This is a genomic window from Frigidibacter sp. (assembly GCF_030695035.1).
Classification (GTDB): Bacteria; Pseudomonadota; Alphaproteobacteria; order Rhodobacterales; family Rhodobacteraceae; genus Frigidibacter.
Map to the genome: position 1 here is coordinate 1,009,150 of NZ_JAUYTT010000008.1, position 12,968 is coordinate 1,022,117.

Genomic DNA, 12,968 nt, shown 5'->3' on the forward strand with positions numbered 1-12,968 from the left:
GACCGGCGATCGGCGCGGATCGAAGCGCAGGCCGCCCATTGTCGGTCATCATCCGTTCCGCCCGGATGCTCTGGCCCCTGAACCAGCGCCGGGCGCGCAGCAGGAAGCAGGTGGTGGTGTGCTTGCGCTCGTCGGCGAGAACAACGACATAGGCCAGCCGGGTCGCATCATCGACGGCCACATTGACGCAGTCCCAGCCCGCCCCCGGTTGCGGCAGTCGATACAGGTGCCAGTGACGCGGTGGCCGGGCTGGTCGAACCGGCCCGGCTTGTTGATATCAAAGTGGGTCAGTTTCCCTAGGGGGATTTCGAGCATGATGGCCCGCGCACCCGCCGCCAAAACTTCGTGCGCACCGGTTTCGCCCCAATCCCGGCTGTAGGGCGGGATCGGGAACAGCTCTGGCCCGACCACCTCGCGCCAGACGCTCCGCGCGAGGCCGAGGCAATCGCAGCTCGCCCCGCGCAGGCTGGCCTGATCGTGGTAGGGGGTGCCGAGCCAGGCGCGCGCGGCCTTACCTCGGTTTTGTCGAACTATGCCCCGGCCGAGATGGTAGCGCTGTATCGCGCCTGGGCCTCGGGCGATACGGCACTGGCGCTGGCGCTGCATGAGTGGCTGGCACCGCTGGCGACGGCGATGTTTGGACTTGGCAAGCTTTGCTGCGATGCGCATTTCGTTATTTCTGTTCATCGCCCAAAGATAGCGGTAATCCGGCAGTCACACCAGAAGACAAGTGGCGACCACTCACCGGGCTGAACATGCCCCTGCCTGATCCCGCATCACCGCATAGTCCCCCATCATCTCAACGATCGCCGATCCATCCGGCAGTCTCGCCAATTCCTCGGCCGCCTGCGTCTGAAACACTCGGCTGTATTCCACGACCGGCGGACATGCCGCCAAGCCGTTCGCTTTAAAACCCGCCGTCGCGCAGCCGGTCAACCAGTTCGTCGCGATTGCGAGGACGACGAGCCGCCGCTTCCAGCATCCGGCGTTGAATATCATTGGCCTTCTCCGTGGCTTCAAGGCGTTCGGCAAGCCGCCCCGTGCGCTCACCTGCGCGGCGGATCGACAGCAGGAACAAGACGATGGTGAGGGCGGTCGCACCGTAGCGCAGCGCGGCCCTTGCCCACGGTTTGGCAGCGATCCCGCCAAGAATGCTGACGATCATCTCTGGCCCCTGCGCCAGTCATCAAGGCGCGCATAGATCGTAACGGCGATGCCCCCAAGCGCCACGGCGACGAAAACCCAGCGGAGCGTGTCGAGGTATGGCACCAGCGGCAGGACGGCGGACTGGGTCTCAGAGAGGACGTTCTGCGCCACCTCAACCCCCGCGGCGCCCAGCGTCGCCACTCCGGCCGCTCCGCCACCTTTCATGGTGCGGCTGTCGGCCAGAACCTCGCGCGCAGGCGGCGTCTCGGCTGCAAATGCCGTCGCCCGGACCGGGAACCGTTCGCCCCACTGACGCGCGGGCCCGAGGTCGATGTGCATGAACCCTGAGCGCGGATAGAAGCCGAACCCGAGGAAACCGACCTCCCGCGCCGCCGCCTCGAACGCGACCGGGTCGTGGTTCGTCATGGCGATGTCGAAGGCCGCGCCGTCCATGTGCTTCGACCGGGTCGCGCCGCCAACGGCACGGTTGTGCTCCGGGCTGCGATAAGCGGAGCGGACGATGAGCGGCTTGCCTAGCCGATTCCGCAACGCTTGCAGCTTGTCGAGCGCAGGTTCATTGATCAGCAACTTTCCAGTTCCGCGGCAGGCAATCTCGGCCGGGCTAAAATTCGGCCAGCGCCAGGCGCTTTCCGGCACGTCGCGCCAATGGTCGTAAAAGGTCGGGGTCATGTTATCCTCCAGAAACAAAAAAACCCGCCTCGAGGGCGGGTCATTGCGGGCTGATGAATGGGGATGGGGCGCGGCTACGGGCTGCCGCCGAAGATCTTGAGCTTGATGGCGATGCCGGCGAGCAGCGCCAGCATGACGCCGGTGGTGATCATGCGGACGGCTGTCTGCATGGCGGTGCGCCGCACGAGCCGGATGCAGTCCACCAGGGAGCGCAGATCGCGGATGTCGAGCGCGGCCTCGTCGCCATCGAGGCCGACATCGGCAAGGGCGCGTTTCGCGCCTTCCTCGGCCGCGCGGGTCAGGATTGCCTCGAACTCGGCATCGGGCATGCGCACGAAGCCCTGGTCGGAGTGCGGGGGTGTCATCGGTAACTCTCCAGCTTGCACCGCGGATGACCGAGGCCGCGCCGGCTCACGCGACCGCATACTTGGCCACCAGCGCATCCCGTGCCGCGGCGAACACTGCGGCGTTCGGCGCGAGGTGCAGCGCCCGGTCGAAGTAGAGTGCATCGCCGATCAGGCCCTGCATCACGTTGGTGCCGCCGCCCCAGCCCATGACCAGCCTTGCGTTCGGGTCGGCCTCGACGTCGAAGGCGAGGCTGTGGGTGTATTCCGGGGACCAGCTGCGATTGGCGAACAGGATCGAGGACCTCTTCGTCGCATAGTCGAAGGAGACGCCCTGGATCCCGCGGGTGTTCAGCGGCAGCACGGTTCCCGCCGCCTTCTGCTCGAAAATGCCGCCGGTATTGGAGGTGTGGAAGCGCATGGCGGTGGCACTGGAGATCCAGAACTTGTTGAGATTCTCGTTGGCACCTTCCTCGACCAAAGCGAGGTTGCCGATCGTCGTTGCATAGACCGCAAGGAGCCAGGTGAAGCTGTTCCTGGCCGAGTTCTTCGGCAGCCGGAACTGCAGCAGGTTCGAAACCATGTTCCAGGCCGGCAGGCCGTTCATCTCGGCCGAGACCGTGACGCTGGCGAGGGGATCATTGTTCCGGTTGATGTAGAGGGCCCCGGACTTCCGATCAGCTCCCGGATTGGCAGGATCGATGTAGTAGGTCAGGCCCGGCAGCGCGGCGATGGCGCGGTCATAGTCAGTGAAGGTGATCACCGGCGCGCCGGGGATGCTGATACCGGCCGTGCCGGGAACGGTCTGGACGAGCAAGGTCTGGTCTCCTGTTTACGGACGGGGCGTGAAGGTGTCATCGCCTTCGATGAAGCGGTCGTGGCAGAGCCAGTTCTGCATCGGCAGCCCTTGGGTGCTGAGATCCGGGCAGCTGTCGCGGATCGAGGTGCGGTTGCCGCCGCTGGGGCCATAGTCGCCCTCCACGGTCTGCTTCAGCCCGATGCCAAGCACACCGCGCACCGCGCCGCCCAGAACCCCGGGGTCGCCTGTCAGGGTGACGATGATCGTCCGGCCCGAGACATTCACCGACAAGACGTTGCGCGGGCTCGCGGTATTGTCCCACCACTGGATGCCGAGATTGCCGGGATCGCTGACCTGCACCGTGTCGACGACCAGGCCCGACCCATCGCCGCCGCTGACGCCAAGGGTGATCACCGCGCCGCTGCGGCTGTAGCTCGAGACATGCAGCGGCAGCTGGCCGCTGCGCAGCGCCCGGCCGTGATACTCGCCCCAGAGCTTCGAGGACACAGCGGAGAGATGGGTGCCGTCGGTCGGCAGCCGCCGCTCGAGGTGATACTTCGGGCCGACACAGATGAAGCGGTCCGGGTGATCGAGCGCGACCTGCAGCTGCGCGGCGGCAACAGGGTAGCGCACAGCGGCACCGACGACGGTCTGGCCGAGGCTCCCCGAGCCGCCATGGTCGATCTTCGAAGTCTGGCACAGCGCGATGCTGACCTGATCGCTGCGCCCGGTGATCAGCGACAGATCGGCCGTCAGCCGGACCTGCAGCTTCTCGAGATAGTCGCGGTAAACATAGCCGAACATCCCGGCATCGGCTTCGCCATGGATGAAGGACATCACCGGCTGCAGCATGGTGCGGCCATGGACATCGCAGAAGGCGCGGGTGTGGGCGGCGGCACGCAGGATCCCGGCATACTGGATGCCGTGGCCGGATGATTGGTCCTTTGCAACGAGACCGCTCATGCCCCAGCCGGCGCGGGCGTGGTTGCTGAGCACGAGGCCGGTGCTGGCGGAAAGCCCGGGCAACAGCGCGCCAGCAGCGGCTGAAGCCGGACTCTCGCCCGTCACCTCGCGCAGGCTGACCATGCGGGCGAGATCGGTGTTCGGGTAATGCGAGGTGCCGAAGTCGGATTTGTCGCCGGAGCTGGCCTCCACCACCGACATGCTGGGGCTGTTGGCCGTGTCATACATGAGGGCGCGGCCCGGGGCGACCTCGCCGGTCAGCGCCGCGTCGGCGTTTTGCTCCAGCGCCAGGCTCTGGCCATAGAAGAGGTAGGGCTGGATCTGGGTAAAGGCCGGTGCCAGCGGCCAGGAGAAGCTGACATCCATCGCATCGACCTTGTGGCCGGCTGCCCCGAGATCATGGACGAAGCGCAGCGTGCCGGCGCGAAAGCCCATGGCGGCCGTCTTGTACTGCATCGGGCCGGTCAGCACGTCGCCCCAGCCGATCCGGATCACGCGGCCGTTGTCCAGCGCCAGGGCGGCCGCGCCCGAGGGCAGCGTCACCGCCTCGGCGCCAAGGGGCGCGCCGCCCGAGAAGAAGGCGCCATCCTCGCGGAAGCCGCCGAACACCGCGCCGCTTTCCGCCCGCCAGGCGATGGCGATCTTGCGGGCATCGCCCAAGAGGCTTGCCGGCAGCGGCAGGGCCGCGAGGCGGGTATCGACATCCGCCGATAGCGCATCGACCTCGTCGAGCCGGGCGATGGGCTTGCCCGCCACCTCGAGCCGATAATCCCCAGACGTGATGCCCCAGAGCAGCGATCCGCTTTCGAGGATCTGCCCCGCGACATAGGTCGCGTTGAACACCGGGTACCAAGCCGTGGCCTCCACCCCGCCCATGCGCAGGTTTATCTCGCCGAGCGCCGCCACCCGGGCCGCGGACTCACCTTCGATGGCGGCGGCGATCGCGGTTCCTCGGGCTGCTGCCTCCCCGGCCACGGCCTCGGCGATCGCGGCCGCCGAGGCGCCGCCGCCGAGAAGGTGCAGCACCGTGGTGCTCTGCACCTTGAGGAGATAGCCGCTGCCCGCCACCATCTCGCCGGCGCCGACCGGCCCGCTGCCGGGGATGCGCAGCTCGCGGGTGACGCCGGCGATGGTCAGCGTTGGTCCGGACACCGTGTTGGTGGCGATGGGCACGTAGAACAGCAAGAGGCTGGAGCGAATGCCGATATCGGCCACCCCCGGCGCAAGCTCCGCGGTGGCGGCATCGGCGGTGCCCCCGACATTGGTCAGGCGCAGCACCCCGCCATCGGCGGTGGCCACGCGCCGCGCCTCGGTCTCGGCCGCGAGCAGGGCTTGGCCGACAGTGCCGGTCGGCAGCTCGCCGATCCGGGTCCAGCTTCCCGCGCCGGGATTGCCGCTCTTCTTGTAGGTGCCAGTCAGCGCCGGGTCGGGATCGCCATGGACATGGCCGGTGGCTCCGGCTGGCCAGGAGAGATCGGCATAGAGCTGAGCCCGGGTGGCATAAGCGGGGCCGGTCATTGCCGAGAGCAGCGCCGCCAGCCGGGCTACCGCGATTCGGACAGTGCTGCCCTGGTAATTGCCAAGCACCTCGTCGGCGAGATCCGAGGCCGAGACGCTGGTGGTTTTGACGCCGCTGTCCAAGGTACAGCCTCCCAAACGATGCTGAGGGTTCAGAGAATGGTGACGGGATAGGGCCCCGAGACCGGGCCGGCGCGGCCCTCCGCGTCCTGCGGCTCGAGGTAGTAGTCGAAGGCCCCGGCCGGGGCGCAGGCTGCGGTCTCGCGGTAGAGCCGCAGATCGTCGATGCTGCCGTCGAAGGCCGCATCCGCCAGCAGCGCGAAGCTGTCATTGGCGCCGCTGACGATCCGGTCCAACGCGAGGCCGCTTGCGGTGACCTGGCTGCCGGAAGCCGTGCTGCCGCCGGTCAGCTGGGCGGTGACCGATCCTGCGGTGCGGCCAGCGACGCTGAATGCGATGCGATAGGTTCCGGCCGTCAGCGCCTGCGCCTGTTCCAGCGCACCGGGCTCCCCCGGCGCATGGTTGGCGGCGCCGCCGGCAATCGCCCAGCCGGGGCCGAGGCTCCAGCCGGTGCCGGTGGCAAAGCCGGCATCCACCAGCAGGCTGCTGCGCGTCGCGTCGCCATCGATGTGGCTGATGGTGGTGGCCGAAGCGGCTGTGATCGGCGCACCCAAGGCATTAATCTCCGGGTCCAGCGGCGCTCCGGCGGGCGCGCGGTAGATCTGCACCCTTGTCCGGCCGGGATCCGCCGCGACCGCGGCCTCGATCCGGGCATGGCCGAGGCCGCCGGTCACGGTGATGGCTGCAGGATCGAGCGCCGCCGGCGGGTCGATCAGCCGACCGTCGCTGTCGACCTTCAGCACCAGGGTCAGCGGCCCTCGGGTGCCGTCGATGCCGATGGCGCGGGCACGCAGTTCCAGTTCAGTCCCGGTCAGCAGCAGAGCCTCGATCCTCGCCGCGCCATCCCCGGCCGGGACGGTGATCAAGCTCCAGGAGGGCGTGCCGACAGCGCGGTGCTCAAGCTCATAGGAGGCCAGCAGCGCCGTCTCGCCTTGCCCGGGCGAGAGGAAGACCGTGACATAGAGGAAGCCGTCATAGACCACCGGTCCCAGCTTCGGCGGCAGAGGCACCCGGGTTCCGTCCAGCACCGTGCCGATGCGGCCGGTCCAGTCGGGCGGCGCCTCGGCATCGGTCAACGTGTCGATGATCTCCGCCGCCGCCACCATGCGCAGCACGGCAGCACCGCCCTCGCCGGCCTCGACGCCCTTGACCCGCAGCGCCAGGCTCTCCTGGCCCAGAACCCCGACATGCACCAGTTGGCCCAGCTCCGGCATCAGGTCCGCATCCACCAGCTGCAGTGCCCGCGAGCGGCCCTCGCGCCAGGCAACTGGCCGCAGCACCGAGGTGGTCAGCGCGCGCGTGGCATCCATGGGATCGGGCGTGATGACCGCAAAGCGGATGCCGTACTCGCTGCCCGCCTCCATCTCGACCTCCTCGTCGAGCTCGATGAGGCTGCCCACCATCCCGCGCACCCGGGCCGCAAGCATGCTGCGCTCGAGCACGTCCCAGGAGCCCATCACCAGATCGCCGCGGGTGGCGATGCCGGCGCGGCCGCTCTGCAGCGCCGAGAAGGTGTCGGGACGGTGGATCAGCTCGTACATCCGCCGCCGACATTCCCGCCAGATCTCGTCCGGATGGGTCTTGCCCGGCAGCTCGATCGCCTCGATGAGCCGGATCTCGCCCTGATGTCCCGGCCAGGGCACGATCCGCTCGGCGGGCTCGTATTCCGCGGTCTCGTCGAGGAACCGCACCCGGAAGGCATGGGGCGGATCGAAGTAGGTCCGGCTCCAGCTGAAGGCATCCGAGTTGCGCGGGTTGATGTGATCGACCGCCAGATCGCCGGGCCGGTCGATGACCACGCCCCAGCGCAGCATGTCGTGTCGCGGGCTGGCGCGGCCGGCCGAGCAGATGGCGATCAGCGCCTCGAGGAGCGACGTGTCATCCTCATGCACGGCGTTGTACTCGAGGCCGCGGTTCGCGCACCAGGCGTACCAATCGGCGATCAGCGCCATGTCGATGCCGGCATCCGCGACCGGGAAGTGGTTCTGCCCGCCCTGCAACGCATGCAGATAGGCCGCTGCCGGATTGCGGGTCAGCACATTCGGCCGCCATGCGGCCCCATCCCAATGCCGGCCGTAGCGCTGCACCAACGCCGAGAAGGTGTCGAGCGCGCCGGAGAGTTGATGCGTCGCCCGCATCCTGAGCGCCACCAGCGCCAGCGGGCGGTCGCTGCTGATCGGGTATTCCGGGCGCACCGACTGGATCGCCGCAAGCAGCGTGCGGTCGGAGACCTGGGTCGAGGTGCTCTCATCCGTCATCCGGGTGATCTCCAGCTCCCAGCGGCCACGGCTTGGGAACACCCAGGTATGGCTGCGGAAAAACGGCTCGCGCTCCTTCGCGCTGATGGTCAGCGTCACCACCTCCTGCCAGGTCGCATCGCCTGGCTGGCGCTGGCGGATGCGCACCGCGACGCTGCGCGACTTGAGATCGCCCTCGTCGTTCAGTTTGAAGAGCCCGGCCGGGAGGCCGATGATCACCGTGCAGGCCCAGGTGTCGAAGGCGGTAAAGCGCCGCACGGGCGTCTCTTCGGCCGGCTGGTTCTTGATCACCTCGCCGTAAGCATCGCGCGGCAGCGGCCGGGTCAGCTCGGCATTGGCCGCCTCCTCAAGCACCTGGCGCGGGTAGAGCGTCACTGGCGCATCGCCGGGCCAGCCCTCGCGCACCTCGATCTCGACATCCTTGTAGTTCTCGAGGCCGCTATCGCCGATCTGGAAGGCCGAGAGGTGCAGCGGCCCGTCGCCAAAGCAGAACAGCGCGCGGACATACTGATCATTGCCGACGATCTCGGTATAGCTCGCGGCGGCATAGGGCGGGGCATAGCGCAGGCGGCCCATTGGCATCGGAACCGGCCGGTCGGGACGGCTCTCGTTGCGCGGCGCGCCGATGGTGTAGCGATTCCGGCGCTCCTGCGGTGACGGGGGCTGGGGCAGTGGTACCAGGGCATTGACCAGCATCTGCCCGACCATGGTCAGCCCGGCGGTGAGGAGGCCCTTGGCAACGCCAAGACCCATGCCAGTCGCACCGGCCAGCGCCGGGGCCAGCATCCCGCCCAGCGCGATGGCCGCCACCGAGACCACGATCATCAGGATTGAGCGCAGGGCGTTCTTGCCCGGCAGCAGCCGGATCACCACCCGCACGCCCGCCCGCGGCCGCACCCGGTGCCAGAGCGCCGGATCGATCGCCTCGGCGCCGGATTGAGTGACCAGCGACAGCCGCACCAGTGCGAGATCCGCGGGCGGCAGGCCGGGCAGTGCCTGGTGGATGATCTCGGCGAGGGTCAGCCCCTCGGGCAGGTCCAGCGCGATGCGGCCGGCGCCGGGGTCGATCAGCGGGGCGGCGAGGACCGGGACGAGACCGGGCGCGTGGCCAGATGTCCGACGCGGCGAATGAATCTGCGCGCGAGCGGACAGTGCAGAGGTCGTCATGCAGGGCTCCGGATCTGCGAGACATGGCGGTAAAGGCCGGTGAGCCGGCCGGACCAGCGCGGCAGGCGATAGTCCTCGATGCGGGCGCCGGTCTCGGCCATGTGCAGCATCAGCCCCGGCCGCACGATCACGCCGACATGCGATCGGTGCGGACCGCGGCGGAACAGGGCGGCGTCGAAGGACACAGGCTCCGCGGCGACCGGCTGCCAGTCGGACCAGTCCTCGGCGCCGTCGATCAGCGCCGCGATCTCGGCGGCTTCAGCCGTGCTGTGATAGGCACCTGCATAGGAGGGCAGCTCGACGCCAAGTTCGGCAGCATAGACAAGCCGCAGGAGGCCCCAGCAATCGGCGCCGGTCTGGTCGCGGCCGAGATCCCGATGGGGGAGGCCAAGATAGCGCGTGCTCCAATGCGTCATCGATGCAGCCCCGGGAAACGGTCCTTGGTGAAGCTGAGGCCCGGCAGGCTTTCCTCCTCCACCGGCTCGCGGCCGATCGAGGTGGTGACCTCGCCGGCGCTGCCCTCGGCCAGCATCAGTCGCATCCCCGTCGCCTCGTACTCGATCACATCGGGAGAGCTGGCCAGCACCACCGCCATATGCACCGTGGCGCGGCTGGTGAAGCTGCGCAGCAGCCGCGCCACCTCCCCCGTCACCGCCTCGATCACGATGGTGGCCTCCGCCGGCGCGCCCTCCAGATCGCTTGGCAGTTCGGCACTGGCGAGGATGAAGAGGAACGGCTCGGTCACCGGGTTGCTGCCGCGCCAGGTCGAGCGTGTGCCGTAGATCAGTGGCTCGACAGAGATCCGCTCGCCATTGTCGGTCGAGAGCCGGATCGGTGCCGTGAGGTCCGGGTGCTCGACCAAGATCAGCACCACCTCGATCTCGGCCGAGTGGGCGGCGTCCTGGGCAAGTCTTGCGTTGAGGGAAACCCGTCTGGTCATGGCAACACCGTCACGCCGAAGGAGATCTGGAACCGCAGCCCGCGCAGCGTCTCCACCGGGGTCGTCGGGCCGAAGAGGCAGAGCCATTGCGCCGCCAGCAGCAGCGGTGCGCCATCCCCCGCCAGCACCGGTGCGCCGACCGCGTCCAGCATCGGCCAGCCATCTGTGGTGGGATCGGGCATCCAGAACGGCAGACTGCCCACCACGGTGACTTCGTCATGAAAGCTGTCGAACACCGCCTTCTGCGCACGGCTGACATCGATCACCAGCGCCACGGAACGGGTGGCGCTCGACCAGCGCCGACGATAGGCGGGCGGTCCGGCCTCGGCGCGGCGCGCCAGCCGCGGATCGTCGGTCTGCCGCTGATAGCCGGCCCGGTTCGGCCGCGGCAGGTCCGAGGGCCAGGTAGCAACTGTCATCGCCGCGCCCTTGGCGGCCGCACGCCCATGGCGCTCAGCGCCCGGTTCGCGCCGCCGCCGCGCTTGGTCAGCGCTTCGCCGACCTTGTCGGCGAGAGTGAAGGACAGAGCGCGGCCGCCGCCCGGGGCCACGGTCTCCTCCATCTCGACATCGACGCCGCGGGACTGGTCGTTGAAGATGATGGTCATGCCATCCCCGCCCATGCCCTGCGCCTGCCGCCGAGACAGCACCCGCTCGCCGCGCTGCAAGATTGCCGGAACCTCGTCGGGTCGCAGCCCCGCCCAGCCGCCGCCATGCAGCCGCGGCGCGCCGGCAAAGGCCAGCGCCGGCATGCGCCGCATCGGGGCAGGGCCGCCCACGGTGCCGCCGGCATGGAACACCCCCGCGGATAGATCGCCGAAGATGCCGCCGGAGAGTCCGCCCAGCGCTTGCGACAAGAGCCCGGCCAGCGGCGCGAGCAGCGATTGCCGCACCGCCAGCCGCGCCAGATCGGCGAGCAGCGAGGTGACGAGATCGTTGAAGTCCAGTTTGCCGGTCTTGACGAACGTGGCGATCGCCTCCTCGGCGGACTGGAACGCCCCGGTCAGCACCTGGCCGATATCGCTGCCGATCTCCCGGGCGCGGGCCGCGTATTCCGACAGCGCCGCGGTCACCGCCCGCCAGCCGGTGGCTGCGGCCTCGGTTGCCGGTTTGGCCGCGGCGGCGGCCGCGCCGGAAGCTGCGCCTGCGCCGCCGGCCGCGCGCCCGGCCTCGTCCAGCGAGGTGGCCAGATCCTCCGCGGCCTCGCCAGCCTCGCCCAGCGCGGCCTCTGCTTCCGCCCCGCTGCCGGCGACCGCAGCCTTCAGTGCCTCCCAGGCTGCCAGCGGCCGGTCTGCGGCTTCGGTGAGCTTGCCTGCCGCCTCGCGATAGCCCTCGGCGCGCGCGCTCGCCGCCTCGGCCATGGCACCCAGCCCGAGATCTGGGGCGTCGAGATAGCTGCGGGACAGTGCCGCCGAGAAGGCATCGGCCGCCGCCGTGCCTGCTGCCGCGGCGGATCCCGCGAAGGGGTTGTCGATCCGGCCGAGCTGCACCGGATCAAGGATGCCGATCCGGACGCCGCCTTCCCCCACCGCCCAATCCGGCAGCAGATCGAGAGCCCCGTTGAGCCCGGTGATGAAGCCGTTGATGCGGGTGACGACCCCGTTCAGCATTGCCTCGACGCCGCCGATCAAACCATTGGCAGCGGCATAGGCGAACTCGCCGATGGCGCCGGGCAGCTTGCCCCAGATCGCGACCGCCCCGTCATAGGCGCCCTGGAAGATCGCCACCGTCCGGTCCCCGAACTGCACCACGCCGGCGATGGCGCCCTCCAGCGCCGAGAGGGCCGCAGCCGTCAGCCCCTCCCATCCCGCCGCCATCCGGGCCAGTGTCGCATCGAGCGCGAGCCCGATCCGGGACCAGACCTCGGAAGCAAGATGCGCCAGCAGCCGGAAGGCTTCGCCAACCCCGCCCACACGCCGGGCCAGCTCGGCAAACTGATAGACCAGCTCGCCGGCGCCGACGACGAGAGCCCCAATGCCAGTGCGGATCAGCGCACCCCGCAACAGCACCAGCGCCGTGGCCAGCCCGCGCACCGACAGCGCGGCCACGGCCAGCCCGGCGACCCAGCGCCCGGCAAGGAAGGCGGCGAAGGTGGCGGCATAGGAGGTCAGTCGGCCGAGGTTATCGAAGAGGCCGCGAATGGCGATGCCGAGCGGGCCAGACCGGCTGGCGACCGCCGCCATGGCATTGGCCACCGCCTCCAGCGCCGGGGCAGCGGCAACCGCCAGCTGGTTCGACACGCCCTGCCAGATCAGCCCGAGCCGCGAGATCGCGTCATTGGTGCGCTCGATCTGGTCGGCATCCTGCTCGGACACGACGACGCCAAACGCCAGCACGTCCTCGGTCGCCTGGCGCAGCGTGGCGGTGTCGATGCGCGACATGGCGATCGAGCCTTCCTCGCCGAAGAGCTGGCCCGCCACCGCCGCGCGCTCGGCCGCTGGTACGAACTTCTCGATCGCCGCATTGATGGCGCCGACCCGCTGGTCAAGCGGCAGGGCAATCAGCTCGCTGGCCGTGAGACCCAGCCGGTCCAGCGCATCGGCCGCGGGTCCGGTGCCAGACGCGGCCTGGCTCAGACGGCGGGTCAGGTCCTTCGTGGCCTGCTCGATGCCCGACATCGAGACCCCGGCCAGCGCGCCGGCGCGTTCCAGCGTCTGGATTGAGGCCACCGTGGTATCGAGCGATTGCGCGAGCTTGGCCTGCGCGTCGACGGTCTGCAGTCCCGACCGGATCATCGCGGTGCCGGCAGCCGCCGCGGCACTCGTCAGCGCCGCCAGCGCGATACCGGCCCGGCGCGCAAAGCCGGCAAGGCGCGCATTGGCCAGTTCCATCTCCGAGGAGAGCCGGCCGAAGCCCCGGGCTCCGGCCGTGCCGACGCCCTCCAGCTCGGCACGCACCTGGCGCCCGCCGACAGCGGAGAGCCGCACGGAGACGCGCTTGTGTGGATGCCGCTCGGAATGCAAGGACATCGTGAACCTCTTGAACGTGTGATCGAGTGCGCGCTTGTGTCAGGCCTCTGAGATG

General features: G+C 69.2%; 11 protein-coding genes and 1 pseudogene. 1 reads left to right on the forward strand and 11 read right to left on the reverse strand.

Features of this window, described 5'->3' with window-relative positions:
- Positions 1 to 303: 303 nt before the first annotated feature.
- Positions 304 to 534, reverse strand: a pseudogene (locus tag Q8S30_RS08990) (hypothetical protein); the annotation flags it as partial.
- A 12-nt stretch (positions 535 to 546) separates the two neighbouring features.
- On the opposite strand from Q8S30_RS08990, the gene Q8S30_RS08995 reads away from it, so the two are divergent.
- Positions 547 to 753 (forward strand): hypothetical protein, encoded by a 207-nt coding sequence (locus Q8S30_RS08995; protein WP_305665654.1) that lies wholly within the window; start codon positions 547 to 549, stop codon positions 751 to 753.
- Between the two features lie 154 nt (positions 754 to 907).
- Here the strand turns inward: Q8S30_RS08995 and Q8S30_RS09005 are convergent, their stop codons facing one another.
- From Q8S30_RS09005 to Q8S30_RS09050, 10 genes are all read right to left on the reverse strand, one after another.
- Positions 908 to 1,165, reverse strand: a complete 258-nt coding sequence (locus Q8S30_RS09005) for a hypothetical protein (protein WP_066813759.1) — start codon at positions 1,163 to 1,165, stop codon at positions 908 to 910.
- Positions 1,162 to 1,836, reverse strand: a complete 675-nt coding sequence (locus Q8S30_RS09010; RefSeq protein ID WP_066813761.1) for a D-Ala-D-Ala carboxypeptidase family metallohydrolase — start codon at positions 1,834 to 1,836, stop codon at positions 1,162 to 1,164. Before Q8S30_RS09010 ends, Q8S30_RS09005 begins: the two co-directional genes overlap by 4 nt.
- Before the next feature lie 74 nt (positions 1,837 to 1,910).
- The gene (locus Q8S30_RS09015; protein ID WP_066813763.1) at positions 1,911 to 2,201 is read right to left on the reverse strand and encodes a DUF6127 family protein; all 291 of its coding nucleotides are present in this window, start codon (positions 2,199 to 2,201) and stop codon (positions 1,911 to 1,913) included.
- A gap of 46 nt (positions 2,202 to 2,247) precedes the next feature.
- Positions 2,248 to 2,997: a hypothetical protein gene (locus Q8S30_RS09020; protein ID WP_066813765.1), complete on the reverse strand. Its 750-nt coding sequence runs from the start codon at positions 2,995 to 2,997 to the stop codon at positions 2,248 to 2,250.
- A gap of 15 nt (positions 2,998 to 3,012) precedes the next feature.
- Positions 3,013 to 5,583: a hypothetical protein gene (locus Q8S30_RS09025; RefSeq protein ID WP_066813767.1), complete on the reverse strand. Its 2,571-nt coding sequence runs from the start codon at positions 5,581 to 5,583 to the stop codon at positions 3,013 to 3,015.
- Positions 5,584 to 5,612: 29 nt separating this feature from the next.
- Complete coding sequence (locus tag Q8S30_RS09030) at positions 5,613 to 9,005, reverse strand: host specificity protein J (RefSeq protein WP_305665655.1); 3,393 nt, start codon at positions 9,003 to 9,005, stop codon at positions 5,613 to 5,615.
- Positions 9,002 to 9,421 carry an NlpC/P60 family protein gene (locus Q8S30_RS09035; RefSeq protein WP_066813774.1) on the reverse strand — a complete coding sequence of 140 codons (420 nt, stop codon included), beginning with the start codon at positions 9,419 to 9,421 and terminating at the stop codon, positions 9,002 to 9,004. Before Q8S30_RS09035 ends, Q8S30_RS09030 begins: the two co-directional genes overlap by 4 nt.
- The gene (locus Q8S30_RS09040) at positions 9,418 to 9,945 is read right to left on the reverse strand and encodes a hypothetical protein (protein ID WP_066813775.1); all 528 of its coding nucleotides are present in this window, start codon (positions 9,943 to 9,945) and stop codon (positions 9,418 to 9,420) included. The genes Q8S30_RS09035 and Q8S30_RS09040 overlap by 4 nt, the downstream gene beginning before the upstream one ends.
- Positions 9,942 to 10,364: a hypothetical protein gene (locus Q8S30_RS09045; RefSeq protein WP_066813777.1), complete on the reverse strand. Its 423-nt coding sequence runs from the start codon at positions 10,362 to 10,364 to the stop codon at positions 9,942 to 9,944. The genes Q8S30_RS09040 and Q8S30_RS09045 overlap by 4 nt, the downstream gene beginning before the upstream one ends.
- On the reverse strand, positions 10,361 to 12,913 hold the full coding sequence (locus Q8S30_RS09050) for a phage tail tape measure C-terminal domain-containing protein (RefSeq protein ID WP_305665656.1): 2,553 nt from the start codon (positions 12,911 to 12,913) through the stop codon (positions 10,361 to 10,363). Before Q8S30_RS09050 ends, Q8S30_RS09045 begins: the two co-directional genes overlap by 4 nt.
- Positions 12,914 to 12,968: the final 55 nt, after the last annotated feature.

Coding starts and splice junctions, on each gene's coding strand:
- Q8S30_RS09005 (WP_066813759.1), bottom strand. CDS start 1,165: ATGATCGTCAGCATTCTTGGCGGGATCGCTGCCAAACCGTGGGCAAGG.
- Q8S30_RS09015 (WP_066813763.1), bottom strand. CDS start 2,201: ATGACACCCCCGCACTCCGACCAGGGCTTCGTGCGCATGCCCGATGCC.
- Q8S30_RS09010 (WP_066813761.1), bottom strand. CDS start 1,836: ATGACCCCGACCTTTTACGACCATTGGCGCGACGTGCCGGAAAGCGCC.
- Q8S30_RS09050 (WP_305665656.1), bottom strand. CDS start 12,913: ATGTCCTTGCATTCCGAGCGGCATCCACACAAGCGCGTCTCCGTGCGG.
- Q8S30_RS09045 (WP_066813777.1), bottom strand. CDS start 10,364: ATGACAGTTGCTACCTGGCCCTCGGACCTGCCGCGGCCGAACCGGGCC.
- Q8S30_RS08995 (WP_305665654.1), top strand. CDS start 547: ATGGTAGCGCTGTATCGCGCCTGGGCCTCGGGCGATACGGCACTGGCG.
- Q8S30_RS09040 (WP_066813775.1), bottom strand. CDS start 9,945: ATGACCAGACGGGTTTCCCTCAACGCAAGACTTGCCCAGGACGCCGCC.
- Q8S30_RS09030 (WP_305665655.1), bottom strand. CDS start 9,005: ATGACGACCTCTGCACTGTCCGCTCGCGCGCAGATTCATTCGCCGCGT.
- Q8S30_RS09035 (WP_066813774.1), bottom strand. CDS start 9,421: ATGACGCATTGGAGCACGCGCTATCTTGGCCTCCCCCATCGGGATCTC.